A 26,008-nucleotide genomic window follows, 5' to 3' on the forward strand; every position below is an offset into this window, starting at 1 on the left:
CCGCCGCCGGGGTGGCCGCGCGCGCGTAACGGCGTGCCGGGTATGATCGCGGCATGAACGTTCCTGTCCTGCCGTCTTCTCCCCGCATCTGTTTCCTCGCCAGCACCGCGCCAGCCGCGCTCGCGGCGCGCGATCAGCTGATCGCGCGCTACGGCGACCATGCGCCGGCCGACGCCGATGTGCTGTGCGCGCTCGGCGGCGACGGCTTCATGCTGCAGACCCTGCATCGTCACGGCGGCCTGGGCAAACCGGTGTTCGGCATGAAACTGGGCACGGTCGGCTTCCTGATGAACCAGTATCTGGACGACGATCTGGTGGTGCGGCTGGCGCAGGCCGAGCCGGCCAAGCTGCGGCCGCTGGAGATGCTGGCGCAGACCGAGTCCGGCACCACAACCGGTTCGCTGGCCTACAACGAAGTGTCGCTGCTGCGGCAGACCCGCCAGGCCGCGCACGTCAGCATCGACCTCAACGGCCAGACCCGCGTCGACGAACTGATCTGCGACGGGGTGATGGTGGCCACGCCGGCCGGCAGCACCGCCTACAACTCCTCGGCGCACGGCCCGATCCTGCCGCTGGGGTCGCACACCCTGGCGCTGACCCCGATCGCCCCGTACCGGCCGCGGCGCTGGCGCGGCGCGATCCTCAAGGCCGACACCGAAGTGCGCCTGCGCGTGCTCGATCCGTACAAGCGCCCGGTCAGCGTCACCGCCGACTCGCACGAAACCCGCGACGTGGTCGAAGTCACCATCCGCGAATCGCGCGACCGCCTGGTCACCCTGCTGTTCGATCCGGAGCACAACCTGGAGGAGCGGATCTTGAGTGAGCAATTTATGGTTTGAAAGCGGGGATTGGGGAGTCGGGATTAGGGATTCGCAACCGCCAGTCTGCCTTTCTGTCGCTTTCTCTATCTGCTTTCCGATCCAATTGACCGCTTTTGCCAATCCCGAATCCCCAATTTCGAATCCCTGCCCAATGTCCGACAACTCCCCCCGCCTGCTAACCGTCGCGATCACCTCGCGTGCCCTGTTCGATCTGGAAGAGGGCCATGCCCTGTTCGAGCAGCAGGGAGTGGAGGCGTACAGCGCGTACCAGCGCGAGCGCGAGGACGATGTGCTGGCGCCGGGCGTGGCGTTCCCGGTGGTGCGCAAGCTGCTGGCGCTGAACCAGGGCACGCCGCCGGAGACGCCGCCGGTGGAGGTGATCCTGCTGTCGCGCAATTCCGCCGATACCGGGCTGCGCATCTTCAATTCGATCCAGCACTACGGACTGGGCATCGTCCGCGCCACCTTCACCTCCGGCGAGGCCACCTGGCCTTACGTCAAGCCGTTCGGCACCGACCTGTTCCTGTCGGCGAATCCGGAATCGGTGCGGCGCGCGCTGAGCCACGGCATCGCCGCGGCGACGATCCTGCCCAAGCCGCCGGGCGAACATGCGCAGGAAGCGGCCGCGGCGGCCGGAGCGATCGATTCGGAGCGGTTGTCCACGCAGCTGCGCATCGCCTTCGACGGCGATGCGGTGATTTTCGGCGACGAGGGCGAGCGCTTCTCGCGCGAGCAGGGCGTGGAGGCGTTCGGCCGCTACGAGCGCGAGAACGCGCGCGAGCCGCTGACCGGCGGGCCGTTCCGCAATTTCCTGTCCGCGCTGCATGCCTTGCAGTCCGCGTTCCCGGCCGGCGAAGCCTCGCCGATCCGCACCGCGCTGGTCACCGCGCGCTCGGCGCCGGCGCACGAGCGGGTGATCCGCACGCTGCGCGAATGGGGCGTGCGGCTGGACGAGGCGCTGTTCCTGGGCGGCCGCCACAAGGGGCCGTTCCTGCAGGCGTTCGGCGCCGACATCTTCTTCGACGACTCGCAGCACAACATCGACAGCGCCGCGCGCGAGCGGGTGGCCGCCGGGCATGTGCCGCACGGCGTGGCCAACCTCATCGCCAAGCCGTGAGCGCGGCCTCCGGCGGCGGCGCAGGCCGCTGGGCCACACTGCGCCAGTTGCTGCGGCCTGACCGCGCGCAGACGCAGGCGCTGCGCCCGGGACGGCCGTACGTGGAGCGCGGCTGGCGCTACACCAGCCTGCAGTTCAAGGGCGAGGTGACGCAAAGCCGGATGCTCACCTGGTGGCCGCACGTGCTGGAAGTGGACTACACCCGCAGCATGCTCGGCGCCCTGCTGCTGCGGCCGGAGCCACGCTGCATCGGCATCGTCGGCCTGGGCGGCGGCTCGCAGGCCAAGTTCTGCTACCGGCATCTGCCGCGGGCGCGCATCGAGGCGATCGAGGCCGATGCCGACGTGCTGGCGCTGCGCGACGCCTTCCACATCCCGGCCGACGACGCGCGTTTCCAGGCGCTGCACGGCGACGGTGCGCAACTGCTGCCGCAGCGCCGCGGCCGCTACGACCTGCTGCTGCTCGATGCCTACGATGCCGACGGCATCCCCGCGGCGATGCGCACGCGCGGTTTCTACGACGATTGCCATGCCGCGCTGACGCCCGGCGGCGTGCTGGCAGTGAACCTGTACGACACCGACACCCGCCAGCACGTGGCGCACCTGCGCAAGATCTTCGGCGGCCGGGTGCTGCGCATGGACGAGCCGGAACTGGACAACCACGTGGTGTTCGCCTGGACCGGCGATCTGCCGGCGCTGGACGCGCGCGCCGCGCTGGCGCACCTGCCGTGGTCGGCGCGCTGGCAGTTGCGGACGACGTTCCGGCGCCTGCAGCGGGCATTTGCCGCCACTGCGCGTTCGCCCCGGTAGGACGCGAACGGCTGCGAACGGCGTCGGCATCGGCCGTTGCCAAGCGCGTCCGGCATGCCGCATACGCCGCGCTGTTCGGGACGGTGGTGAATCGTGCCGTCGCCGATGGCGCGCGCGGCGGGATCACCGCGCGAGGGTATGGCGCTCGTACCAGCCGCGCGAGCGGTTGACCACACGCACCACCAGTAGCATCACCGGCACTTCGATCAGCACCCCGACCACGGTGGCCAGTGCCGCGCCGGAGTGGAAGCCGAACAGGCTGATGGCAGCGGCGACCGCCAGTTCGAAGAAGTTGCTGGCGCCGATCAGTGCCGACGGGCCTGCGATGCTGTGTTTCTCGCCGGCCTGGCGATTGAGCCAGTACGCCAGGCCGGAATTGAAGAACACTTGGATCAGGATCGGCACCGCCAACATGGCGATGACCAGCGGCTGCGCGATGATGGCCTTGCCCTGGAAGGCGAACAGGAGCACCAGCGTCAGCAACAACGCCGCGATCGACAGCGGGCCGATGCGCTGCAGCGTTCGCTCGAAGGCGGCCTGGCTCCTGCGCAACAGTGCCCGCCGCCAGAGTTGCGCGAGGATCACAGGAATGACGATGTATAGCGCCACCGACACCAGCAGCGTGGCCCATGGCACCGTGATCGACGATAGTCCCAGCAGCAAGCCGACGATGGGGGCGAAGGCGAACACCATGATGGTGTCGTTGAGGGCGACCTGCGACAGCGTGAACACCGGGTCGCCGCCGGTCAGTCGGCTCCATACGAACACCATCGCCGTGCACGGCGCGGCGGCCAGCAGGATCAGGCCGGCGATATAGCTGTCCAGTTGTTCGGCCGGCAACCAGTGCGAGAACGCGTGGCGGATGAAGATCCACGCCAGCAGGGCCATCGAGAACGGCTTGACCGCCCAGTTCACGAACAATGTCACGCCGATGCCGCGCCAGTGCCGCCTGACCTGGCCGAGCGCGGCGAAGTCCACCTTCAGCAGCATCGGCACGATCATGATCCAGATCAGCACGCCGACCGGCAGGTTGACCTGGGCGACTTCCATCCGGCCGATGGCCTGAAACACCCCCGGCGCGAACTGGCCCAGCGCGATGCCGACGATGATGCACAGCGCCACCCACACGCTCAGGTAGCGCTCGAAGCCGCTCATGGCGGAGGGTGCTGGCGAGTAGCCGGAGACGTCGGTGTCGGTGCTCATGGCGCCTGCCTCACTGCTGGCCGATATCGCGCAGTTCGCGTTGCAAGGACATGCTGTCGAGGCGCTGCAGAGGCAGCGACAGGAACAGGTCGATGCGCCTGCGCAGCGTGACTGCAGCGTCGAGAAAGGCCTTTTGCTGCTGTTCCTCAGAACCCTCGACCGCGGCCGGGTCGGGTACGCCCCAATGGGCGGACACCGGCGTGCCCGGCCACAGCGGGCACGCCTCGCCAGCGGCGTTGTCGCAGACGGTGAAGATGAAGTCGAACCTCGGTGCAGCGGGGGTCACGAATTCGTCCCAGCTCTTGCTGCGGTAACCCGCCGTCGGCAGGCGCAGCCGTTCCAGCGTCGCCAGCGCCAGCGGATGGACCTCCCCTTTGGGGTGGCTGCCGGCCGAATAGGCATGAAAGCGGCCCTTGCCCAGTCCGTTGAGCAGGCCTTCGGCGAGGATGGAACGGGCCGAATTGCCCGTGCAGACGAACAGCGCGTTGTAGGTGGTGTCGGTCGTCATGATGTCAGCAGTCGCAGCGAGTGGAAGGGGAAGCCTCAATGACCTCGCAGACGCCACCTTGGCAGCAGTGCTCTGTGAGATAGCCGATCAAGCCGTTCATATGGCCGTATTCGGCGCGATAGATCAGGTTGCGGCCCTGCTGCTCAATGCTGACCAGTCCGGCATGCGCCAGTTCCTTCAAGTGGAAGGACAAGGTGTTGCGGGCGACATCGAGGCGCTCGGCGAGAATGCTGGGCGTCATGCCCTCCGGACCGGCCACGACCAGGGCGCGGAACACGCGCAGGCGTTGGGTGTGGGCCAGGGCACTCAGGGCGGAGACAGCGCGCTCTTCGTTCATGGTTCGATGATACATCATTTATTGAATTATTTTGTTTGATGGTGCTTCGTCTTGAAAAAGAGTCGTGCCCTGCATATGGTTGCAGGTAACAACCAATTCGGTCCAGGTTCCGATGTCCGCCGCACGCACTGCCAAGCTCGACGACGATGCCCGGGCGCTGAGCGAAGCGGTGTCCGATCTGGTGAGGCTCTATCAGTTTCGGGACCGCGATCAGGTGTCCTGTCTTGGCATATCGGTGACCCAGTGCCATGTCCTGGAGACCTTGGTGGAGCAGGGCCCGCTGCGGGCGGGGGATGTCGCCAGGCGGCTCTTCTTGAACAAGAGCACGATGAGCCGCGTCGTCGATGCGCTGGAGCGCAAAGGCCATGTCAGGCGCCAGGCCGACGCGACCGACCAACGTGCGTGGCTGCTCGAAGTCACCGCGTCCGGCCATGCCTTGCATGCCCGAATCAAGGCGGATCTGCTCAGGCAGCACAAGGCCATCGTGGCCCACTTCGACGCGCAGACCCTGGCCAGCGCCGCCGCGGTGATCCGCCGCTTCGCTGACGCCGCCGCGCGGCGGTTTCATTCGGATACACCTCCAGCTGCAGCGTCCGAGTAAGCCGGTGTGTTTCCGCGCGTCGCGGGGTGTTTGAGTACATGGTTGCCACCAACAACAAACAGGAGGGCCGCTGCATGCCGATTCGAATCGCCACCCGGGACGATGCCGAAGCCATCGCCGCGATCTACAACCAGGGGATCGCCGAGCGCCGTTCGACATTCGAGACCCAGCCGCGCGGTACCGAGGACATCCGCGAAAAGCTGGGGGCGCAGGGTCTCATGCCGTATCTGGTCGCAACCGATGCCGACGGCACCGTGCTGGGCTGGGCCAATATCAGCTGCTATCGCCCGCGCGCCTGTTACGCCGGGATCGGAGAGTTCTCGATTTACCTCGAACGCGGATCGCGAGGTCGTGGCATCGGCCTGGAACTTCTGGGAGCGTTGATTGCGGAAGCGCGCCGCCTGGGCTACTGGAAGCTTTTGTCGCGGATCTTCCCGATCAATGCGGCAAGCCGTGCGTTATGCGCGCGATGCGGCTTTCGCGAGGTGGGCATCTACGAGAAGCACGCGCAGCTGGAAGGGGAGTGGCTGGATGTGGTGATCGTCGAGCGGGTGATCGCGGAAAACCTGACGCCCGAGCGCGTGCTCGACATGACTGAAAAGGCTTCCTATCGCAGTGGCGCGTGCTAGTCGGAGCGCTCGACGGATCGGCATGCAGCCAATCCAGCCAATCGGGTGTGGCGTCGATCTCGGCCGCTCCCGGGGGACTTCGTGGGGCTCTGGCCCCCGGTCGTCCATTGGCCGAGTTGCATGGAGATTCCTACAGGGGCAGCAGGATGTTGCTGAGCTTCCAGCGCAGCCCGTCGCGGGTGAAGACGCAGGGCACCGCGGTGCCGTCGGCGGTGTGGAGGGTGGCGACGAAGCGCGAGGTCGATTCGAAGCGGTGCTCGGCCTGCCGCAACTGTTGCGGCGGACGCGGCGCGGCGTAGGTGTCGCCGCCGACGGTGTCGCCGCTGGCGCGCTTCCACAGCGCGTCGCCCTGCAGCAAGGCGCCGATCCCGGCCGGGGTGACCATCGCATCCACGCCCATGCCGCTGACGCTGCCGGCCAGCGACAGCAGCGCGCCGCCGAACAGGCCGGCCTGCAGGTCCGGCCCGGCGCGGCGCAGCAACGCATCGTCGACCTGTGCCTTCAGGTTGACCCGCAGGGTGGGGAAGTCGACGTAGCGCTCCAGCGCCGCCGCATCGCGCTGTTCCAGCGCCTGGCTGATGCCGCGGATCGCCAGGTAGGGCCCAGCGACGACGTAGCCGCCGAGCGCGAGCAAGGCGAGGAACAGCAAGGCCAGCCATTTTTTCATCGTGTGCCTCGGTGCGGATGCAATCTTTTGTAGGAGCGGCTTCAGCCGCGACAGGCGTTACCGATGATGCCTGTCGCGGCTGAAGCCGCTCCTACAGGGAAAGCGGACTGCCTCAAAATTCCAGATCCAGGGCCGCGCACAAATAGTCCACGAACGGGGCCAGCGTCTGCAGATCGGCCGCCACCAGCGAGCGCAGCTTCGGCCCGGTCATGGTGGCGTCGTCGAGCTGGCGCCAGAACACCCAGTTCTTGTGCTTGAGATCGTCGATGAACTCGAACTCGGCGGGGAAGCCGCGCGGCGGCCGCACCAGCATTTCCGTGGCCTCGAAATCGAAGCGGCGGCGCAGCTTCGGCGCGTGCGCGGCGGCTTTCCAGCTGCCCGGGTTGTCGAAGATGAACTGGCGCACCTTGCGCTGCGTGTCCGGCTCCGGATGCCACAGGCCGGCGCCGACGAAGCTCTCGCCCGGCTGCAGGTGGATGTAGAACGACGGCGCCGGCACCTGCTTGCGCCGCTCGTGGAACAGGCGCGCGCCCTGCCAGGTCTTGTACGGCGACTTGTCGTGGGAGAAGCGCGCGTCGCGATGGATGCGGAACAGCGAGCCGCCGACGCCGCGCGGGTCGGAGCGGAAATGGTCGCTGACCTGGGCCAGGTCCGGCTGCAGGTCGGTGATCAGGCGCAGGAACGGCTGGCGCACGTGCTCCTCGTACTTGTGCCGGTTGTCGTTGAACCAGGCCTTGTCGTTGTGCCGCGCCAGGGCACGCAGGAACTTGAAGCTGGCGTCGCTGAAATAAGAAGTCATAGGGTACGTTGCAGGTCCTGGCCCCAGGCGGCCAGCTGATCGAGCAGGGCTTGCTTGGTAGCATCATCGGAGTGAGCCAGACGTAAATCGGCGAGCTGCGCGAAGTAGCCGTCCAGGCCGAGTTCGGACAGGCCGCTGTCGCCATGCAGGCGCCGGCGCCGGTAATCGTCCCAGCGGTTCTGCTCGACGATGGACAGCGTCTGCGGCCAGTTGCGCGCGCGGTAGCGGAACAACAGCTCGGGCAGGCGCGGATCGCGGAAGCCGGTTTCCAGCGGCGCCAACTGTGCCGGCGGGGTCGCGCGCACCTGCGCCATCGCGCGCTTGTCGGTGTCGGCCAGGAAGCCGTCGTACAGCGAGGCATCCACGTCGGCCGGAGCCGAGGCGCGTTCGTTGCCGAACACGCGGCGGACCTTCTCGGCCAGTTCCGGCCCGGCCTCGCGCAGGCGCGCGGCCTTGGCCAGGATCTGCGCCGGGTCGATCTGCAGGCGCGCGAAATCCGCATCGCGCAGGTGCGACCAGGCGACCAGCGCCGGCGCCTTGTTCAGGTGCACTTCCTTCAGCGGGATGCGCTGCTCGCCTTCGGGCAGGTCGGCCTGCGGGGTGTACAGGCGGTCGGCGATCTGCTCCGGGGTGTAGCGCAGCAGCGGCTCGATATCGCCTTCCAGGTCGAACACCAGCACCCGGCTGTCGATCCGCGGATGCCGCGCCAGCGGCAGCACCGGCGCGGCGCACAGGCGCGCGGCAGGATAGCGCATCGACACGTGCAGCACCGGCTGCATCGCCACGACGTCGAGCAGGCCGCCGCAGAAGCGCTTGTCGCGCAGCTTCAGCGCGTAGTCCCACAGCCGCGGTTGCCGCTCGCGGAACAGCCGCGCCATGCCGATGGTGGCGTAAACGTCGGACAGCGCCTCGTGCGCGTCGCCGTCGCGCACGCCGTTGGCCAGCGCCAGCTGTTCCAGCTTGAACGAGGTGGCGCCGTCCTCGCGCTGCGGCCAGACCACGCCGTCGGGGCGCAGCGCGTGCATCAGCCGCAGCATGTCCAGCAGGTCCCAGCGCGAATTGCCGCCGCGCCACTCGCGCTCGTACGGATCGTGGAAATTGCGGAACAGGCCGTGGCGCACGAATTCGTCGTCGAAGCGCAGCGAGTTGTAGCCCAGCGTGCAGGTCTGCGGCCGCGCCATCTGCTCGGCGATGCGCGCGAACGCATCGGCCTCGTTGACCCCGTCGCGCAGGGCCTGCTGCGGGGCGATGCCGGTGATCAGCGTGGCGATCGGCGAGGGCAGCAGGTCGTCGGCCGGCTGCACGAAGAAACTGACCGGCTCCTCGACCACGTTCAGCGCCGCATCGGTGCGCACCGCCGCGAACTGGGCGATGCGCGTGCGCCGCGGATCGGCACCGAAGGTTTCCAGGTCGTAGAAGAGAAAGCTGTCGGGCATGGTCGGACCAGAGCGGTGTGGGGTAGTGCGCGTCGGCCGCGAATGCAACGCGCGGGCTCGCTTTTGCAGGAGCGGCTTCCGCCGCGGCCAACGCTACCGGTAATGCCGGTCGCGGCTGAAGCCGCTCCTACAGGGTAAGGCAGAGAGGCTCAATGCGCGCCGTCCAGCGGTGCCAGGCGATCGTGCACGGTGCGTTCCAGCCAGGCCCAGTCGATCCGCGACAGGTCGCTGTGGCCCTGCGTGGCCTGTACCAGGATCTGGCGCTGGATCTCGCTGCGCTCCAACGCCAGCGCGTACGGCGTGCGCAGGAAGGTGACCATGGTGTAGTGCGGCACGAAGCGGGTCGGGTGGCGCTCCTGCAGCGCCTGTTCCAGCTCGCGTTGCAGCAGGAAGCCGGCATCGCCGACGCGGTCGCGCATCTCGATGTAGTTCTCCAGCGCCATCTGCTGGATCGCGCTGGCGTTGGGCTTGCGCTCGGCCTCGAAAGCCGCGTAGGCGCGGCCCAGGTCCGGTTCGCGCTGCAAGTGCGCGGCCAGGGCCACGCAGTCCTCGAACGCGCAGTTCATGCCCTGGCCGTGGAACGGCACCATCGCATGCGCGGCATCGCCGAGCAGCACCGCGCGCCCGTCCAGGTGCCAGCGTTCCAGGCGTAGCGTGCCGAGCAGGCCCGGCGGGTGCTGTTCCCAGTGCTCGGCCAGTTGCGGCATCAGCGGCAGCGCATCGGCGAAGTCGCGTTGGAACAGCGCCAGGGCTTCCGCGCCGCTGCGGGTGGTGGCGAAACTGGGCTCGCCTTCGTTCGGCAGGAACAGGGTGACGGTGAAGGTGCCTTCGTCGTTGGGCAGGGCGATGCACATGTAGTGCCCGCGCGGCCAGATGTGCAGCGCGTTGGCCTCGATGCGGAAGCCGCCGTCGGGGTTGGGCGGGATCTCCAGTTCCTTGTACGAATGGTCCAGGAACTCGGTGTGCTCGGCCATCGGCGACTTGCGCTGCATCGCCGCGCGTAGCGCCGAGCCGGCGCCGTCGGCGCCGATCATGCTGCGGAAGCGGATGTCGTGCGGCTGGTCGTCGCGGTCGTCGATGAAGCGCGCGTAGCCGGCGTCGAAGTCCACCGTGTGCAGGCGCCGGTAGAAGTGGATCTGCGCGCCGGCCTGTTCGGCCAACTGCAGCAGGGTGATGTTGAGGTCGTTGCGGTGCACCGACCAGATCACTTCGCTGTCGTCGCGGCCATAGCGCTGCAGTTGCTGGCGGCCGTCGGCGAAATGCACCATGCGCCCGCGCATCATCACCGCCTTGGCCATCACCGCGGCGTCGGCGCCGGCCTGGCGCAGCGCATGCAGGCCGCGCTCGGCCAGTGCCAGGTTGATCGAGCGGCCGCGCTCGTAGTCCTGGATGCGCGGATCGCCGCGGCGCTCGTAGACGGTGACGCGCCAGCCCTGGCGCGAGAGCAGGATGGCGAGCAGGGAACCGGCCAGGCCGGCGCCGATCAGGGTGATGCTACGGGGGGAGGCGCTCAAGGAGAAATCCGGCATGACGCGCGGCGGTGGCCGCGCAGGAGGGGGCGGCTCAGACGCCGGCCCAGGTTTCCGCTTCCTCGACGAAGCGGTAGACGTCGCGATAGCGGGTGTACAGCGGCACCGGGCTGATCCGGATCACGTCCGGCTCGCGCCAGTCGCCGAGCACGCCGACCGATTGCAGGTACTCGAACAGCGCACGGCCGCGTTCGCGGCCGCCGATCACGCGCAGCGACAGCTGGCAGCCGCGCTGCGCCGGGTCGGCCGGGGTGACGATCTGCAGGGTCTCGGCCAGGCGCGCGCGGATCAGCGTTTCCAGATAGCCGGTCAGCTGCAGCGACTTGCGCCGCAGCGCCGGCAGCCCGGCGCGTTCGAACAGCTCCAGCGAGGCGCGCAGCGGCGCCATGCTCAGGATCGGCGGATTGCTCAGCTGCCAGCCGTCGGCGCCGGGCGCGGCGACGAACTCCGGGCGCATCTGGAAGCGGGTGCGCTTGTCGTGGCCCCACCAGCCGGCGAAGCGCGGTGTGTCGCCGTGGCCATGGCGCTCGTGCACGAAGGCGCCGGCGACCGCGCCGGGGCCGGCGTTGAGGTACTTGTAGTGGCACCACACCGCGAAATCGGGCGCGGTGTCGTGCAGGGTCAAAGGGATGTTGCCGACCGCATGCGCCAGATCGAAACCGACCGCGGCGCCGGCCGCGCGCGCCAGCCGCGCCACCGCGTCCAGGTCGAAGGCCTGCCCGGTGCGGTACTGCACGCCCGGCCACAGCACCAGCGCCAGGCGCGGGCCGTGTTCGGCGATCGCGCGCTCGATCGCCGCCAGCGACACGGTGCCGTCGGCGCCGTCGGGCTGCACTTCGATCAGTTCGGTCGCCGGGTCGAAGCCATGGAAGCGGATCTGCGAGGCCAGCGCATGCTGGTCGGACGGGAACGCGCCGGCCTCGATCAGGATCGCCGGGCGCTCGCGGGTGGGGCGGTAGAAGCTGACCATCAGCAGGTGCAGGTTCACCGTCAGCGTGTTCATCGCCACCACTTCGTGCGGCAGCGCGCCGACCAGCTGCGCCAGCGGCGCGGCCAGCAGTTCGTGGTAGGTCATCCACTGCGTGTCGCCGGTGAAGTGGCCTTCCACCGCCAGCGTCGACCATTTGTCCAGCACCTCCTGCACCGCGGCGCGCGCGCCGCGCGGCTGCAGGCCCAGCGAATTGCCGACGAAGTAGGCCTGGTCGGCGCCCTGGTGCTGCGGGAACAGGAATTCGCGGCGCAGCTCGCGCAGCGGGTCGGCGGCATCGAGCGCGGTGGCGTGGTTGCGGGTCAGGATCTCGTTCATCGGCAGCGGGTAACAGGACGAGGGCACAGTCTACCGGTCGCGGCGTAGCGCTTCGTCGGCGGGCGTGGCGGTGGCCGGCAGCATGGCGCTGCGCAACAGGTGGGTGAGGGTGCCGACGCTGTCGGCGACGCGGTCGCCGGTGTCGGCCAGCGCGGCCAGCGCCGAGCCGTCGCTGGCCTCCTGCAGATGCGCGGCCAGCGCCTCGGCCAGGCGCCGTTCGTCGTTGCGCAAGGTCGCCTGCGGCGGCGGGGTGCCGCTGCGCAGGCTGTCGGCCAGTTGGGTCAGCGCCGCATGCGCCTGCTGCCGAAACTGCGCCAGTTCCGGCAGCGGCGGCAACGCCGGGCTGTCGCGCAGCACCGCTTCCAGCGCCAGCGAGGCGCGGATCAGGCGATTGCCGTTGGCCAGCACCGATTCGGCCAGCTTGAGTTCGCGCAGGTTGCGCTTGCGCCGCGGTTCGCCGCGCAGGCGCTCGATCGAGGCCTGTACGTTGGTGCGCGCGGTACGCGACGCGGCGCGGGTCTCCGGCAGCGCCTGCAGGCGGCCTTCGAGCAGCGCGGCGAGATGGTCGCGATAGGCCAGCAACAGCTGCGCCAGGGTGGCGCGGATATGCCGCCGCTCCCAGGTCGGCCACAGCGCATAGGCGACCAGCGCCAGCGCGCTGCCGAGCACGGTGGCCTGGATGCGTTCGCCGATCGCCTCGCCCGGGGCCATGCCTTCGAACGACAGCAGCAACACCAGCATGCCGGTCAGGCAGGCCACGCCGAGGCCGTAGTTGACCTGGGTCAGCAGGCGGAAGCCCAGGCAGAACACGGTCAGCAACAGCAGCCGCACCACCGCGCCGTCCATCGTGAAGTGGGCCAGCACGGTGGCCAGCACCAGCCCGGCGAAGGTGCCGGCCACGCGCAAGGCGCCGAAGCTGAGGGTGCCGCCGAAATCCGGCTTGAGCACGATCGCCGTGGTCATCGGGATCCAGTAGCCGTGCGGGATCGCCTGCCAGCGTTCGAACAGCACCGCCAGGCTCAGGCACACGCCGCAGCGCAAGGCATGCCGGAACGCGACCGAGGAGAAGCCGAGGTTGGCGCGCAGGGTCTGCAGCGGCGCCAGCGGGCGCAGCGCCGCCGGCAACCGGGCCTCGGCCAGCTCGGCCTGGATCTCGCCGCGGCTGCTGGCCCAGTGGCCATTGCGCACCAGCGCGCGCAGCTGCCCGCCCAGGCCCTGCGCGCGGGCCACGGCAATGCGCAGCAGGCGCCGCTCGCGGGTGTCCTGCGCTTGCGCCTGGGCCTGCGCCAGCGCCTCGGCCAGATCGTCGAAGCCGGTCATCGAGGCCTCCGCCGCGGCCGGGTCTTCGGCGTTGTCCAGCGCGTAGGCGAGCTGGTCCAGCACCACCGCGCTGCGCTCCAGCACGCGCTCGATCGGCAGCCGCGCGGCGGCGGCTTCGTCCAGGCGCCCGTGCAGGTCGGTCAGGGTCAGCAGTTCCAGCCGCGCGCGTTCGCACAGCTCGGCGATGATCCGGAACGACTGCACCGCCAGCCCGCGCGAACGGTGCTCGCCGTGCAGCATCACCATCGCCTCGAGCACCGCTTCGGTGGCCGGCGGCGCCAGCGTCGCGCTCGGCCGCTGGCGGGCGATGCCGGCCAGCTGCCGCATCAGTTCGGCCAGCGCGAACCGCTCCGGGCGGTAGCGCTGCAGCGGCCAGGCGGCCAGCGCCATCAGCATCTGCAGCACGCCGCCGGCGAAGATCAGCGCGGCCACGCCGACGCTCTGTGCCGCAGGGAGGCGCACGTCGGCGCTGACCACCAGCAGGATCATGCTGGTCAGCCCGACCCGCGCCGCGACCGGGCCCAGCGCCACCAGCAGGCCGCCGCCCAGGCCCAGCAACAGCGCCGCCAGCGCCAGCGCCGGGGTATGCGCGCCGATCAGCATGCCCAGCAGCGCCGCGCCGCCGGCGGCCAGCGCCGCCATCAGCATGCGCTGCATGCGCGCCCGGTACGGCCCGGGCTGGTCGGAGAACATGGTGTTCAGCGCGCCGGTGGCCATCGCCAGGCCGAGTTCGGCATGACCGCTGGCCACGCCCATGGCGAGCGGGGCGACCACCGCGAAGGTGTTGCGCAGGGCGACGCGCAGCGGGACGTCGCGCGGCTTCAGCGCGATCAGGCTATGCAGCATCGCAGCCCGGCGCGACGGTCGGCGAGGGTGCGCTCACGGCGCGGCGACGGGCGCCGGCACCGGGTGCAGCTGTCCGCAACGGCCGCAGGTGCGCAGCGCCTCGGAGGCGTAGAAGCGCGCGAACACCGGCGGAAAATCGGTCTCGATATTGCGCAGCGGAAAATATTCTGCGTACAGCAGGTGGTTGCAGCGTTCGCAATACCACTGCAGGCCGTCGTTCTCGTGCGGCAGGCGGCGGCGCTCGATCACCAGGCCCACCGAATCGGGCAGCCGCTGGGGCGAATGCGGCACCTTCGGCGGCAGCAGGAAGGTCTCGCCGGCGCGGATCGGGATCTCGCGTACCGCGCCGTCTTCCTGGATCCTCAATACCATCTCGCCTTCGAGCTGGTAGAACCACTCCGGACCTTCGTCGTAGTGGAAGTCCGAGCGCGCGTTCGGCCCGCCGACCGCCATCACGATGAAGTCGCCGGCGTAGATGCACTTGTTGCCCACCGGCGGCTTCAGCAGGTGCCGGTGTTCGTCGATCCAGGCGTGCAGGTTCAGCGGGGCGGGGAGCATGCGGTGTCCTTGGGCAGTCGTGTCGGCGCGGGCGCCGGCACCGGATCAGCGATCCTCGCGGTCCTGGCAGATCCGCGCCAGTGCGGCATCGTAGCGCGGCGCCAGGTCCTCGATCCGCTCCAGTTCCATGCCCAGGTCGTGCACGCGGCCGTCGCGCAGGCTGTAGACCCAGCCGTGCACGGTCAGTTCCTGGCCGGCGGCCCAGGCGTCGCGCACGATCGAGGTGCGGCTGACGTTGACCACCTGCTCGAGCACGTTGAGCTCGCACAGGCGGGCGTGCTGCAGGGTCAGGTCGCCGGCCTGCTGCAGGCAGCCTTCGTGCTTTTCGGCCACGTCGGTGACGTGGCGGATCCAGTTGTCGACCAGGCCCAGGCGGGCGCGGGTCAGGCCGGCATGCACGCCGCCGCAGCCGTAATGGCCGACCACCAGGATGTGCCGCACCTTCAGCACTTCCACCGCGAACTGGATCACCGACAGGCAGTTGAGGTCGGTATGCACGACCACGTTGGCGATGTTGCGATGGACGAACACCTCGCCCGGCGCCATGTCGATGATCTGGTTGGCCGGCACCCGCGAATCCGAGCAGCCGATCCACAGGTATTCCGGGGTCTGCTGCTTGGACAGGCGGCCGAAGAAGTCCGGATCCTCGCGATTGATCCGCTCGGACCAGGCACGGTTGTTGTGCAGTAGCTGATCGATTTTGCTCATAGCCGCGCATTATTCCAGAAGCCGGCGCACACATGGGCGCGTCGCGGCGGCGGCGGGCGTGGCGCGGTTCATCGGCGCGGACACACGCCGGCGTATGTTGGTCGGGACGCGCGGCGCGCCCGCGCTCGTGCGCGGACGCAGGCGCCGTCAGCGCCGTTGCAGGCGCTCGCGCATCAATGCGGCCACCGCCTGCGCGCCAGGATCGGCCTGCGCCTGCAAGGCCGCGCTCACCGCCGTCGCGTTCGCGGGCGGGTGGTTCTGGCTCAGCTTGAACTTCAGTTCCACCCGCTCCGGTTCGAAACGGAAGCCGACGATGCCGCGCAACTGGCGCCGGTGCGCATCGTTGTCCGGCTCGTAGCGCCAGTCGCTGCCGAGCGCGCGCTCGTGGCGTTCGCTGAGCCGGGCCACGATGTCGGCCAGCAGCGCTTCGTCGTCGCTGGCCTGCAACCGGCCATGCAGGTGCGCGGTGGCGTAGTTCCAGGTCGGCACGCGCGCCATCGCCTCCTTGTCCGGATACCAGCCCGGCGACACATAGGCCTGCGGCCCGTGCACGATCAGCAGCGCCGGGCCGGCATGCCGCGACTGCGGGTTGGCGCGCGCCCAGTGGCCTTCGATCACGATGCGCGCGCCGTCGCGCCGATACAGCACCGGCAGCGGCGTGGCGCAGGGCAGGCCGTCGGCGACGGTGACCAGGGTGACGAACGGATCGCGCGCGATCAGCGCGTCGAGCGCGCCCAGGTCGGTTTCGGCGAACGCCGGCGGGACGTGCATCGGCGGCTCAGGCGCGCGTGCCCAGGGTCTGGGTCATGCGTCCGCGCAGCGCGGCATCGTTGTCGGCCTGCGGCGGCGCCACTTCGTGCAGCGAGAACCCGCGCGCCAGCGCGTCGTCCTCGTCCAGGCCGTCGAAGGCGACGAACTCGGCGTCGAACAATGCCGCCTGCGCGGTGTCCTCGCTGTCGTAGCTGAGCGTGTTGCCGTCGCTGTCCAGCACCTCGGCGGTGCCGGCTTCGCGCACGCGCAGGCGCGCCCACACCAGGATGCGGCCGAGGCTGGCCAGGTACCACCGATCGGCGGCGGAAGCGTCTGAAGTCATGGAATCACCAGGGAAAGCAGCCAGAGCAGGGCGGCCATGCCCAGGCCGAAGAAGATGGTCAGCAGCGACAGCCAGGCCGGGGTCGCCAGCCCGGACAGCGAGCGGTCGCCGAGCGGGCGGTAGCGCCGCGCCAGCAACCAGCCCAGCGCCACCGGCTTGAGAAACGCGCCGGGGCCGAATTCAGCCACCAGCGGCGGATGCCGGTCGCGGATATGCACCAGGGTCAGCGGCCAGAAGATCAGGAACGCGCTGAACCCGGCGATGGCCACGCCGACGAAGCACAGCGCAAAGAACAGGATCATGCCGAGGTCTCCTCGAGCGGAGCATCGAAGCGCGCCACGATCTCGATGAGACCGACGATATTGTCGTTCAGCGTCTCCAGCGCCTCGGCCGGGATCCACCACTCGGTGTGCTGCGCGCCGCCCACCTTCTGGATCGGATAGGGCGCCATGAATGCCGCGCGCACCGCGAACCGTGCCACGTAGCCGACGCCGCTGTCCTTGACGTTCCAGCGCCCGGCGATCTCCTCGGCGTAGCGCTGGTTGGTCACCGGATAGAAGATCGGCTGTTCCGGCAGCCGCGGCGGCCAGCGCCGGAACCCGGAATCGCGCACCAGCGCGAATTCCTCCGGTCCCAGCGGCCGGTACATGGTCACCGTGGCGTCGGCGTCGGCCATGTCCTCAGAACTCGGCGCTGCCCGGCGCGCGCGGGTAGGGGATCGCGTCGCGGATGTTGCTCAGCCCGCAGATGTAGACCACCAGGCGCTCGAAGCCCAGGCCGAAGCCGGCGTGCGGCACCGTGCCGTAGCGGCGGAAGTCGCGGTACCAGCCGTAGTGCTGCGGATCCAGGCCGAACTGCACCATGCGCGTGTCCAGCACGTCCAGGCGCTCCTCGCGCTGGCTGCCGCCGATGATCTCGCCGATGCCCGGGGCCAGCACGTCCATCGCCGCCACGGTCTTGCCGTCATCGTTCAGGCGCATGTAGAAGGCCTTGATGTGCTCGGGGTAGTTGGTCACCACCACCGGGCGGCCGACGTGCTGCTCGGTCAGCCAGCGCTCGTGCTCGGTCTGCAGGTCCAGGCCCCATTCCACCGGGAACTCGAACTTGTGCCCGGACTTCTGCAGCAGCGTGATCGCATCGCCGTACTCGATGCGCTCGAACGGCGAGTTGATGAACGCCTCCAGCTTGCTGATCGCGGTCTTGTCCACGCGCTCGGCGATGAACGCCAGGTCGTCGCCGCGCTCCTCGAGCACCGCGCGGAACAGGTACTTGAGGAAGTCCTCGGCGACCCGCGCGTCCTCGGCCAGGTCGGCGAAGGCGATCTCCGGCTCGATCATCCAGAACTCGGCCAGGTGGCGGGTGGTGTGGCTGTTCTCGGCGCGGAAGGTCGGGCCGAAGGTGTAGACCTTGCTTAGCGCCAGGCAGTAGGCCTCGACGTTGAGCTGGCCGGACACGGTCAGGAAGGTCTCCTTGCCGAAGAAGTCGCGGCCGAAATCGACCTGGCCCTTGCCGTCGCGCGGCAGGTTGGCTAGGTCCAGGGTCGACACGCGGAACATCTGCCCGGCGCCCTCGGCGTCGGAGGTGGTGATGATCGGGGTGCTGATCCAGTTGTAGCCGTTCTGGTGGAAATAGCGGTGCACCGCCTGCGCCAGGCAGTTGCGGATGCGGGTCACCGCGCCGAACAGGTTGGTGCGCGGGCGCAGGTGCGCGACCTCGCGCAGGAATTCCAGCGAATGCGCCTTGGGCTGGATCGGATAGGTTTCCGGATCCTCGACCCAGCCCACCACCTCGATCGCCTCGGCCTGGATCTCGAAGCTCTGGCCCTGGCCCTGCGAGGCGACCAGGCGCCCGCGCGCGATCACCGCGCAGCCGGCGGTCAGCCGCTTCACTTCCGCCTCGTAGTTGGGCAGCTCGGCCGGCGCCACCACCTGGATCGGCGCGAAGCAGGAGCCGTCGCTGACGTTGACGAAGGACAGCCCCGCCTTGGAATCGCGCCGGGTGCGGACCCAGCCGCGTACCGTCACCTCGCCGCCCGCCGGGATCTTCCCGGCCAGCGCATGCTCAACGCTCACCACCGTCATGACTTGAATCCTCGCCGCAGCGACTCGATATGGAACGGGCAAGTGTACTGGCTGAACCGCGGCGCTTGCGAGGCGCGGTGCGCATCCGCCGCCGCGCTTCCTCCCTATAATGACCGTTCGCTGTTCCCGGAGTCGTTCGCCATGGCCATCCATCTCACTCCCGTCGCCTTCGAGCGCGTGCAGCGCTTCGTCGCCCAGACCCCCGGCGCGCTGGGCCTGCGCTTCGGCGTCGAACGCACCGGCTGCTCGGGCTGGGGCCACGTCACCGACCTGGCGCGCGAAGCGCACCCGGACGATGCGGTGTTCGAGCAGGATGGGGTGCGCATCTACGTCAACGCCGCCAGTCTGCCGCTGGTCGACGGCACCGAGATCGATTTCGCCAAGCAGGGCCTGGGCGAGACCTTCATCTTCCGCAATCCCAACGCCACCGCCGAATGCGGCTGCGGCGAGAGCTTCACCACCGACGCCGAGCATGCGGCGGCCGCCGCGCGCTGAGCGCCGGCGCTGCGCTCACCACGCGTAGTGGGTCAGCACCAGCTGCGGATCCAGGTCCAGCCGCGCAAAACCGATCTCGCAGGCCTGGCCTTCGACGAACTGCGCGCATAGCGTCTCGGTGAGCCGCAGGCGCAGGCGCTGCCGCACCGGATCGACCCCGCAGACGCGGGCCGCGGCGAAGTCGAAATAACGCCCGACCGCGCCGAACGCGGCCTTGAACAGACTTTCCTTGGCCGAGAACAGCGCGGTCAGCAGCGCATCGTGCGACCACTGCGGGTTGGCCGCGGCCGCCAGCAGCTCGGCTTCTTGCGCATCGATCGCCACGCCCAGCACGGCCTCGCGCGCGGCCGGCGCGAGCAGCCGTTCCAGGTCGATGCCGATGCCATGGGCCTGGCCGGCCGGCAGCGCCACTGCCGCCGCGCAGCCGCCGCTGTGGGAAATGCTGCCCAGGCCGCCGGCCGGCCAGCATGGCTCGCGCGACGCGCCGATCGCGATTTCGGCTCGCGCCTGCGCCGGGCCGAGCGCCTCGTCCAGCGCCAGCCGCGCGGCCAGGCGCCCGAACAGGAATTCCGCCTGGCGCTTGCGCACGCTGCGCGCGACGCTGTCCGGGCAGGCGATCGTCGCCGCGGCGAAGGCCTGGGAGTGGAAGCGCTCGGCGTCGAATCCCAGCGCGTACAGCGGCGTGCCGTCGTGCAGCAGGTAGCGGTGTGCACTGCGCAGGGCGGTGGCGACCGCCGGCGGCAGGTCCAGCTGCAGCGGCTGGCCGACGCGCAGGGCAGGGTCGGCGTCCAGGCGGGCGCTCAATGCGCGTACCCGGCCGACATGCCGCGTATGCGAAAGGGGAGCGCGGCGCTTTCGGCGCGGCGTACTCGTGCAGGCCTGGCCGCAAGGTCGCGGCCTGCGGCAGCGGGCAGGGCAGGCCGCTGCGCGGGCAGGCGTGCAGGAAGCGCGCTGGCGTCGGTGGCTGAGGGCGAGGGCGGTGTGCGGTTCACCCGGCCAGTGTCGCAAAACCGGCGCCGGCGCGGCAGCGGCCCAGGCGGGCGCATCGGCTGCAGCCGGTGGCACCCGCTCAGGGCGGGTGACAGCCCCCGCCTTGCGGCGCGGCCTCTGCGCTGCCATACTTTCCGGCTTCCTGCGCCTGTCGTGGCGGGATCCCTTGCCCCACCGCACCCGTTTTGGGCCTCGCGGGGGGCTGTCCGGCCCTCGGGCCACATCCGAAAGGTATAACCACATGAGTCGTCATTACGAAATCGTGTTCCTGGTCCATCCGGACCAGAGCGAGCAGGTCCCGGCCATGATCGAGCGCTACAAGTCGCTGGTCGAGAACGGCAGCGGCACCATCCACCGTCTGGAAGACTGGGGCCGCCGCCAGCTGGCGTACCCGATCCAGAACCTGGTGAAGGCGCACTACGTCATGCTCAACATCGAAGTGGACCAGGCCATCCTCGCCGAACTGGTCGAGAGCTTCCGCTTCAACGACGCCGTGCTGCGCCACCTGGTGATCAAGCGCGACGGCCCGGACACCGAGCAGTCGCTGATCATGAAGAGCAAGGACGAGAAGGGCGACAAGCCCGAGCGTAGCGAGCGCCGTCGCCGCGACGACGAGGAAGGCGATGCGCCTGCCGCCGCCACCGAAACCGACGGCGACGCCGCCGAAGCCGCCTAAGGAGCACTGCCATGTCCAAGTTCTTCCGTCGTCGCAAGTTCTGCAAGTTCACCGCCGAGGGCGTCAAAGAGATCGACTACAAGGATCTCAACACCCTGCGCCAGTACCTCACCGAGAACGGCAAGATCGTGCCGAGCCGCGTGACCGGCACCAAGTCCAAGTACCAGCGTCAGCTGGCCACGGCGGTCAAGCGCTCGCGTTTCCTGGCGCTGATCCCGTACACGGACAACCACGATATTTGATGTGACCGCTCCGGAAGCGCCCGCACGGTTGTGCGGGTCCTTCCGGGCAACAGCCCAAGCATCCGTGCGCGGGCTACTCAATAGAAGTCTGGCGATCGAAGAGTGCGGCGTTGCTCGGGGATTTTGCGATTCCCGATTCCCGATTCCCGATTCCCGGCTTTTCCTATTCGGACAGCAAGCGTTGCGGGCGCCTTCGGGCGTGCGCTAACGAATAACGGAGCAACACCATGCAACTGATTCTTCTGCAGAAAGTCACCAACCTGGGCGGTCTCGGCGACAAGGTCGACGTCAAGCCGGGCTATGGCCGCAACTTCCTGGTGCCGCAGGGCAAGGCCGTGCCGGCCACCGCCGCCAACATCGCCGAGTTCGAAGCCAAGCGCGCCGAGTACGAAGCCAAGGCACAGTCGATCCACGCCGACGCCGAGGCCCGTGCGGCCAAGCTGGAAGGCGCCAGCGTGACGGTCAAGGCCAACGCGTCCACCGAAGGCAAGCTGTACGGCTCGGTCGGCCCGCGCGACATCGCCGAGGCGTTCACCGCCGCCGGCCTGCCGCTGGAAAAGGGCGAAGTGGTGCTGGGCGAAGGCGCGTTCCGCAACATCGGCGAGTACGAGGTGCTGGTGCGCCTGCACGCCGACGTCGAGACCACGGTCAAGGTCGTGGTCGAAGCCGAAGCCTGATCCACGGCTTCATGCTGTACCGAAACGGGCACCGCAAGGTGCCCGTTTCGTTTGCGGCCTCCGGCCCCGGCCCTCGCTGGGTGCCGTTATACTCATCGGTTCGTGCCTGTTTCCTGTCCGGCGATCGTAGTCGTATCAAGGACTTGGAAGCGGGACTTCACCTGGATATTCATTAGCGGCAGCGCGTGCCGGCCCGCCGGCCGCCGCCTGCCATGGATTGCCTGCCCCATGCGCCTGTCGACCATCAAGCTGTCCGGCTTCAAGTCCTTCGTCGATCCGACCACGCTGCACCTGCCGACCAACATGACCGGCATCGTCGGTCCGAACGGCTGCGGCAAGTCGAACATCATCGACGCGGTGCGCTGGGTGATGGGCGAAAGCTCGGCCAGCCGCCTGCGCGGCGACTCGCTGACCGACGTGATCTTCTCCGGCTCCTCGGCGCGCAAGCCGGTGTCGCAGGCCACGGTGGAGCTGATCTTCGACAACTCCGACCACACCATTTCCGGCGAGTACGCCTCGTTCAACGAGATCTCGGTCAAGCGCCAGGTCAGCCGCGACGGCAGCAGCAGCTACTACCTCAACGGCACCAAGTGCCGGCGCCGCGACATCACCGACCTGTTCCTCGGCACCGGCCTGGGTCCGCGCAGCTACTCGATCATCGAGCAGGGCATGATCAGCCAGATCATCGAGGCGCGCCCGGAAGACCTGCGCGTGTACCTGGAAGAGGCCGCGGGCATCTCCAAGTACAAGGAGCGGCGCAAGGAGACCGAGACCCGCATCCGCCATACCCGCGAGAACCTGGAGCGGTTGGGCGACCTGCGCGAGGAGATCGGCAAGCAGCTCGAGCACCTCAAGCGCCAGGCGCGCCAGGCCGAGCAGTACCAGGCGCTGCAGGAAGAGCGTCGGGTCAAGGACGCGCAGTGGAAGGCGCTGGAATACCGCGGCCTGGACGGCAAGCTGCAGGGCCTGCGCGAGGCGCTGGGCCAGGAAGAGACGCGCCTGCAGCAGTTCATCGCCGAGCAGCGCGAGGCTGAGGCGCGGATCGAGACCGGCCGCGTGCGCCGCGAGGAAGCTGCCGACGCCCTGAGCAAGGCCCAGGCCGAGGTCTACCAGGTCGGCAGCACCCTGGCGCGCATCGAGCAGCAGATCCAGCACCAGCGCGACCTGTCGCAGCGCCTGCACAAGGCGCGCGACGAAGCGCAGCTGGCGCTGGCCGAACTCGGCCAGCACATCAGCGGCGACGAGGCCAAGCTGGCGCTGCTGCGCGAGTCGGTGGACATCGCCGGGCCGCAGCTGGAGCAGCTGCAGGAAGACAACGAATACAAGCAGGAAGCGCTGCGCGACGCCGAGGCCAGGCTGGCCGACTGGCAGCAGCGCTGGGAAGCGCACCAGCGCTACACCGCCGAGGCCTCGCGCGCCGGCGAAGTGGAGCGCACCCGCGTCGACTACCTGGACCGGCAGTCGCTGGAAGCCGAGCGCCGCCGCGAAGCGCTGGCCGCCGAGCGCGCCGGGCTGGACCTGGACGCGCTGGCCGCCGCGTTCGAACAGGTGGAGCTGCAGCACGAGACCCAGCGCGCCGCGCTGGACGGGCTCAACGAACAGGTCGAGACCCGCAAGCAGGCGCTGACCGCGCTGCAGGAACAGCAGCGCGGCGCGCAGGCGGAACTGGCCGAGGTGCGCAAGCAGGCGCAGGCCGCGCGCGGCCGGCTGTCGTCGCTGGAAACCCTGCAGCAGGCCGCGCTCGGCCAGGAGCAGGGCGCCGCGGTGGCCTGGCTGAAGGCGCGCGGGCTGGATTCGGCGGCGCGCGTGGGCGAGCGCATCAGCGTCGAAAGCGGCTGGGAAAACGCGGTCGAAGGCGCGCTCGGGCAGTTGATCGAAGGCGTGCTGGTCGATGCGCCGGAGACCCTGGTCGACGCGCTGGGCGAGCTCGGCGAAGGCCGTATCGCGCTGGTCAGCAGCGACGAGGAGGCCGGCCACTTCGCGCCGACCTCGCTGGCCGCCAAGGTGCAGGGGCCGATCGCGATCCGCCGGCTGCTGTCGCGGCTGCACGCGGCCGAGGACCTGGCCGCCGCACGCGCCTTGCTGCCGCAGCTGGGCGAGGGCGACTCGGTCATCACCCGCGACGGCGCGCGGCTGGGCGAAGGCTGGCTGCGCGTGTCGCGCTCCGGCGCGGCCAAGCAGGGCGCGTTGCTGCGCGAGCGCGATATCCAGGCCCTGCGCGGCCAGATCGATGCGCTGCAGGACCGCGAAGCGGAACTGGACCAGCGCCTGGCGAGCCTGCGCGAGCAGTCGCTGGCCGCCGAGCAGCAGCGCGAGGAAGCGCAGCGCCAGCTGTACCAGGCGCACCGCAGCGTGTCCGAACTGGCCGGGCAACTGCAGAGCCAGCAGGGCAAGGTGGACGCCGCGCGCACCCGCATCGAGCGCATCGAGACGGAGATCGCGCAGCTGCTGGAAACGCTGGACAGCAGCCGCGAGCAGGCGCGCGAGGCGCGTTCCAAGCTGGAAGACGCGGTCACCAGCATGGGCGACCTGGAAAGCACCCGGCACACCCTGGAGAGCGAGCGTCGCCAGCTCACCGAAGCGCGCGACCTGGCCCGCGATGCCGCGCGCCGGGTGCGCGAGGCCTCGCATGCGCTGGCCCTGACCCTGGAATCGCAACGCACCCAGATCGCCTCGCTGAGCCAGGCGCTGGAGCGCATGGGCAACCAGCGCGGGCAGCTGGATTCGCGCCTGGGCGAACTCAGCGCGCAGCTGAGCGAAGGCGATTCGCCGGTGCATGCGCTGGAAGCCGAGCACCAGGCGGCCCTCAGCGAACGCGTGCGCACCGACCGCGCGCTCGGCGAGGCGCGCGCGCTGCTGGACGGCATCGACAACGAATTGCGCGGCCTGGAACAGACCCGACAGCAGCGCGACGAACAGGCCCTGGCGCAGCGCGAGCGCATCGCCCAGCGCCGCCTCGACCAGCAGGCGCTGGTGCTCAGCGCCGAGCAACTGTCGGCGGCCGTGGTCAAGGCCGGCTTCGTGCTCGAGGACGTGATCAACGGCCTGCCCGAACAGGCCGATCCGGCCGAGTGGGAGCAGGCGGTGCAGCAGATCGACGGACGCATGCGCCGCCTGGAGCCGGTCAACCTGGCCGCGATCAGCGAATACGGCGAGGCCGCGCAGCGCGCCGAATACCTGGAAGCGCAGGACGTCGACCTGAACACCGCGCTGGAAACCCTGGAGGACGCGATCCGCAAGATCGACCGCGAGACCCGCGGCCGCTTCAAGGACACCTTCGACCGGGTCAATTCCGGCGTGCAGGCGCTGTATCCGCGCCTGTTCGGCGGCGGCCACGCCTATCTGGAACTGACCGGCGAAGACCTGCTCGACACCGGCGTGGCGATCATGGCGCGTCCGCCCGGCAAGCGCGTGTCCAGCATCTCGCTGCTGTCCGGCGGCGAGAAGGCGATGACCGCGGTGGCGCTGGTGTTCGCGATCTTCCAGCTCAACCCGGCGCCGTTCTGCCTGCTCGACGAGGTCGACGCGCCGCTGGACGAAGCCAACGTCGGCCGCCTGGCGGCGATGGTCAAGGAGATGAGCGAGAAGGTGCAGTTCCTGTTCGTCAGCCACAACAAGGCCACGATGGAAGCGGCGCACCAGCTCAGCGGCGTGACCATGCGCGAGCCGGGCGTCAGCCGCCTGGTCAGCGTGGACCTCGAGGAAGCCGCGCGTTTGGCGGGCGCGGCCTGACGTGACATGCTAAATACCTTGTCTTCCCCCTACGCACCCCTGCCGGAGTAACCCCCGAATGTCCGACATGGCAATGCTGCGCATCGGCATCCTCGCCGCCGGTCTGTTGCTGATCGCGGCGATCTTCCTGTTCGGCCGCCCGAAGAAACCGACCCAGGGTCGGCGCGTGGAGCCGGCCGACCCGGCCGCACCGCGCCGCGAACCTTCGCTCGGCGATGCCGCGGCGCCCGCCGACGGCGACGCGATCGCCGCGCCCGACCAGGACGGCGCCCTCGGCCAACCCGAACTGGGCCTGTCGGCCGCCGAGGCGGCCAACGCCGAACTCGGCAAGCGGCCGAGCCAGGACTTCGACAAGATCGTCTCGCTGTACGTCGCCGCGCGCGCCGGCCAGGTGCTGCGCGGCGAGGACATCGTCGTCGCCGCCGAGAAGACCGGGCTGGTGTTCGGCCACATGAGCGTGTTCCACCGCCTGGTCGAAGGCCATCCCGAGCGCGGCCCGATCTTCAGCATGGCCAGCATCATGAAGCCGGGCAGTTTCGACATGGCCCACATCCGCGAGATGGAGACCCCGGCGATCGCGTTCTTCCTGACCCTGCCGGCGCCGCTGACCGCGCTCGACGCCTGGGAAAAGATGCTGCCGACCGTGCAGCGCATGGGCGAACTGCTCGACGGCGTGGTCCTGGACGACAGCCGCAACGCCCTCGGCCGCCAGCGCATCGCCCACATCCGCGACGAACTGCGCGCCTACGACCGGCAGCATCAGGCGCCCCCGTTGACCAAGGCGCCGCGCTGGTAGCGTGGCGCCGGGATTGGGGAGTCGGGATTGGG

Annotated in this window: 28 protein-coding genes; 11 read left to right on the forward strand and 17 right to left on the reverse strand. The window is 69.4% G+C overall.

Annotation, left to right across the window (positions count from 1 at the left end; translation table 11 throughout):
• Positions 1–68 precede the first annotated feature (68 nt).
• From H9658_RS01315 to H9658_RS01325, 3 genes are all read left to right on the forward strand, one after another.
• A complete protein-coding gene (locus H9658_RS01315) occupies positions 69–839 on the forward strand; it encodes an NAD kinase (protein WP_179565650.1) in 771 nt (256 codons plus the stop codon).
• A 133-nt stretch (positions 840–972) separates the two neighbouring features.
• Positions 973–1,938: a 5'-nucleotidase gene (locus H9658_RS01320; protein ID WP_179565081.1), complete on the forward strand. Its 966-nt coding sequence runs from the start codon at positions 973–975 to the stop codon at positions 1,936–1,938.
• Entirely contained in the window at positions 1,935–2,747 is an 813-nt protein-coding gene (locus tag H9658_RS01325) for a spermine/spermidine synthase domain-containing protein (RefSeq protein WP_191824085.1), read from the forward strand. The genes H9658_RS01320 and H9658_RS01325 overlap by 4 nt, the downstream gene beginning before the upstream one ends.
• 123 nt (positions 2,748–2,870) lie before the next feature.
• On the opposite strand, the gene arsB is transcribed toward H9658_RS01325, so the two are convergent.
• The 3 genes from arsB to H9658_RS01340 are packed head-to-tail and all read right to left on the reverse strand — an operon-like array spanning position 2,871 to position 4,795.
• The gene (gene arsB / locus H9658_RS01330; protein ID WP_191824266.1) at positions 2,871–3,902 is read right to left on the reverse strand and encodes an ACR3 family arsenite efflux transporter; all 1,032 of its coding nucleotides are present in this window, start codon (positions 3,900–3,902) and stop codon (positions 2,871–2,873) included.
• 58 nt (positions 3,903–3,960) lie between these two features.
• On the reverse strand, positions 3,961–4,458 hold the full coding sequence (locus H9658_RS01335; RefSeq protein WP_191824086.1) for an arsenate reductase ArsC: 498 nt from the start codon (positions 4,456–4,458) through the stop codon (positions 3,961–3,963).
• 4 nt (positions 4,459–4,462) lie between these two features.
• Complete coding sequence (locus H9658_RS01340) at positions 4,463–4,795, reverse strand: ArsR/SmtB family transcription factor (RefSeq protein ID WP_225209658.1); 333 nt, start codon at positions 4,793–4,795, stop codon at positions 4,463–4,465.
• A 112-nt stretch (positions 4,796–4,907) separates the two neighbouring features.
• On the opposite strand from H9658_RS01340, the gene H9658_RS01345 reads away from it, so the two are divergent.
• Together H9658_RS01345 and H9658_RS01350 are read left to right on the forward strand one after the other, a co-directional pair.
• Complete coding sequence (locus tag H9658_RS01345) at positions 4,908–5,396, forward strand: MarR family winged helix-turn-helix transcriptional regulator (protein ID WP_191824088.1); 489 nt, start codon at positions 4,908–4,910, stop codon at positions 5,394–5,396.
• Positions 5,397–5,434: 38 nt separating this feature from the next.
• Entirely contained in the window at positions 5,435–6,025 is a 591-nt protein-coding gene (locus H9658_RS01350; protein WP_225209659.1) for an arsinothricin resistance N-acetyltransferase ArsN1 family A, read from the forward strand.
• A 130-nt stretch (positions 6,026–6,155) separates the two neighbouring features.
• Here H9658_RS01350 and H9658_RS01355 read toward each other — a convergent pair whose 3' ends face one another.
• From H9658_RS01355 to asnS, 13 genes are all read right to left on the reverse strand, one after another.
• Positions 6,156–6,692: a DUF2939 domain-containing protein gene (locus H9658_RS01355; protein ID WP_191824089.1), complete on the reverse strand. Its 537-nt coding sequence runs from the start codon at positions 6,690–6,692 to the stop codon at positions 6,156–6,158.
• 112 nt (positions 6,693–6,804) lie between these two features.
• The gene (locus H9658_RS01360) at positions 6,805–7,491 is read right to left on the reverse strand and encodes a DUF2461 domain-containing protein (protein WP_179565075.1); all 687 of its coding nucleotides are present in this window, start codon (positions 7,489–7,491) and stop codon (positions 6,805–6,807) included.
• Positions 7,488–8,927 carry an exodeoxyribonuclease I gene (gene sbcB / locus H9658_RS01365; protein ID WP_191824090.1) on the reverse strand — a complete coding sequence of 480 codons (1,440 nt, stop codon included), beginning with the start codon at positions 8,925–8,927 and terminating at the stop codon, positions 7,488–7,490. Before sbcB ends, H9658_RS01360 begins: the two co-directional genes overlap by 4 nt.
• Positions 8,928–9,076: 149 nt before the next feature.
• Positions 9,077–10,456 carry an FAD-dependent oxidoreductase gene (locus tag H9658_RS01370; RefSeq protein WP_191824091.1) on the reverse strand — a complete coding sequence of 460 codons (1,380 nt, stop codon included), beginning with the start codon at positions 10,454–10,456 and terminating at the stop codon, positions 9,077–9,079.
• 34 nt (positions 10,457–10,490) lie between these two features.
• Positions 10,491–11,762 carry a kynureninase gene (gene kynU, locus H9658_RS01375; protein WP_179565069.1) on the reverse strand — a complete coding sequence of 424 codons (1,272 nt, stop codon included), beginning with the start codon at positions 11,760–11,762 and terminating at the stop codon, positions 10,491–10,493.
• A gap of 30 nt (positions 11,763–11,792) precedes the next feature.
• Entirely contained in the window at positions 11,793–13,928 is a 2,136-nt protein-coding gene (locus tag H9658_RS01380) for an FUSC family protein (RefSeq protein ID WP_191824092.1), read from the reverse strand.
• A 33-nt stretch (positions 13,929–13,961) separates the two neighbouring features.
• Positions 13,962–14,486: a 3-hydroxyanthranilate 3,4-dioxygenase gene (locus tag H9658_RS01385; RefSeq protein WP_179565065.1), complete on the reverse strand. Its 525-nt coding sequence runs from the start codon at positions 14,484–14,486 to the stop codon at positions 13,962–13,964.
• Between the two features lie 45 nt (positions 14,487–14,531).
• Complete coding sequence (gene can / locus H9658_RS01390; protein WP_058197164.1) at positions 14,532–15,194, reverse strand: carbonate dehydratase; 663 nt, start codon at positions 15,192–15,194, stop codon at positions 14,532–14,534.
• A gap of 147 nt (positions 15,195–15,341) precedes the next feature.
• The gene (locus tag H9658_RS01395) at positions 15,342–15,965 is read right to left on the reverse strand and encodes an FMN-binding negative transcriptional regulator (protein ID WP_191824093.1); all 624 of its coding nucleotides are present in this window, start codon (positions 15,963–15,965) and stop codon (positions 15,342–15,344) included.
• 7 nt (positions 15,966–15,972) lie between these two features.
• The gene (locus tag H9658_RS01400; RefSeq protein ID WP_179565061.1) at positions 15,973–16,287 is read right to left on the reverse strand and encodes a hypothetical protein; all 315 of its coding nucleotides are present in this window, start codon (positions 16,285–16,287) and stop codon (positions 15,973–15,975) included.
• Positions 16,284–16,589 carry a hypothetical protein gene (locus tag H9658_RS01405; protein ID WP_179565059.1) on the reverse strand — a complete coding sequence of 102 codons (306 nt, stop codon included), beginning with the start codon at positions 16,587–16,589 and terminating at the stop codon, positions 16,284–16,286. The genes H9658_RS01400 and H9658_RS01405 overlap by 4 nt, the downstream gene beginning before the upstream one ends.
• Positions 16,586–16,963: an ADP-ribosylation/crystallin J1 gene (locus H9658_RS01410; protein WP_191824094.1), complete on the reverse strand. Its 378-nt coding sequence runs from the start codon at positions 16,961–16,963 to the stop codon at positions 16,586–16,588. Before H9658_RS01410 ends, H9658_RS01405 begins: the two co-directional genes overlap by 4 nt.
• 4 nt (positions 16,964–16,967) lie before the next feature.
• Positions 16,968–18,368 (reverse strand): asparagine--tRNA ligase, encoded by a 1,401-nt coding sequence (gene asnS / locus H9658_RS01415; protein WP_179565055.1) that lies wholly within the window; start codon positions 18,366–18,368, stop codon positions 16,968–16,970.
• 141 nt (positions 18,369–18,509) lie between these two features.
• On the opposite strand from asnS, the gene H9658_RS01420 reads away from it, so the two are divergent.
• A complete protein-coding gene (locus H9658_RS01420) occupies positions 18,510–18,863 on the forward strand; it encodes a HesB/IscA family protein (protein WP_179565053.1) in 354 nt (117 codons plus the stop codon).
• A gap of 15 nt (positions 18,864–18,878) precedes the next feature.
• On the opposite strand, the gene H9658_RS01425 is transcribed toward H9658_RS01420, so the two are convergent.
• Positions 18,879–19,667 (reverse strand): 4'-phosphopantetheinyl transferase family protein, encoded by a 789-nt coding sequence (locus H9658_RS01425; protein ID WP_225209661.1) that lies wholly within the window; start codon positions 19,665–19,667, stop codon positions 18,879–18,881.
• 427 nt (positions 19,668–20,094) lie between these two features.
• On the opposite strand from H9658_RS01425, the gene rpsF reads away from it, so the two are divergent.
• The 5 genes from rpsF to zipA all read left to right on the forward strand — a co-directional run bounded on the left by rpsF (position 20,095) and on the right by zipA (position 25,976).
• The gene (gene rpsF / locus H9658_RS01430; RefSeq protein ID WP_003473337.1) at positions 20,095–20,529 is read left to right on the forward strand and encodes a 30S ribosomal protein S6; all 435 of its coding nucleotides are present in this window, start codon (positions 20,095–20,097) and stop codon (positions 20,527–20,529) included.
• Between the two features lie 11 nt (positions 20,530–20,540).
• Positions 20,541–20,771, forward strand: coding sequence for a 30S ribosomal protein S18 (gene rpsR / locus H9658_RS01435; RefSeq protein WP_003473336.1), 231 nt, complete (start codon positions 20,541–20,543; stop codon positions 20,769–20,771).
• A gap of 227 nt (positions 20,772–20,998) precedes the next feature.
• A complete protein-coding gene (gene rplI / locus H9658_RS01440; protein ID WP_179565049.1) occupies positions 20,999–21,448 on the forward strand; it encodes a 50S ribosomal protein L9 in 450 nt (149 codons plus the stop codon).
• Between the two features lie 228 nt (positions 21,449–21,676).
• Positions 21,677–25,180: a chromosome segregation protein SMC gene (gene smc / locus H9658_RS01445; protein WP_179565047.1), complete on the forward strand. Its 3,504-nt coding sequence runs from the start codon at positions 21,677–21,679 to the stop codon at positions 25,178–25,180.
• A 58-nt stretch (positions 25,181–25,238) separates the two neighbouring features.
• A complete protein-coding gene (gene zipA / locus H9658_RS01450) occupies positions 25,239–25,976 on the forward strand; it encodes a cell division protein ZipA (RefSeq protein WP_179565045.1) in 738 nt (245 codons plus the stop codon).
• Positions 25,977–26,008: the final 32 nt, after the last annotated feature.

It is taken from the genome of Xanthomonas bonasiae, from assembly GCF_014836395.1.
Taxonomy (GTDB): domain Bacteria; phylum Pseudomonadota; class Gammaproteobacteria; order Xanthomonadales; family Xanthomonadaceae; genus Xanthomonas_A; species Xanthomonas_A bonasiae.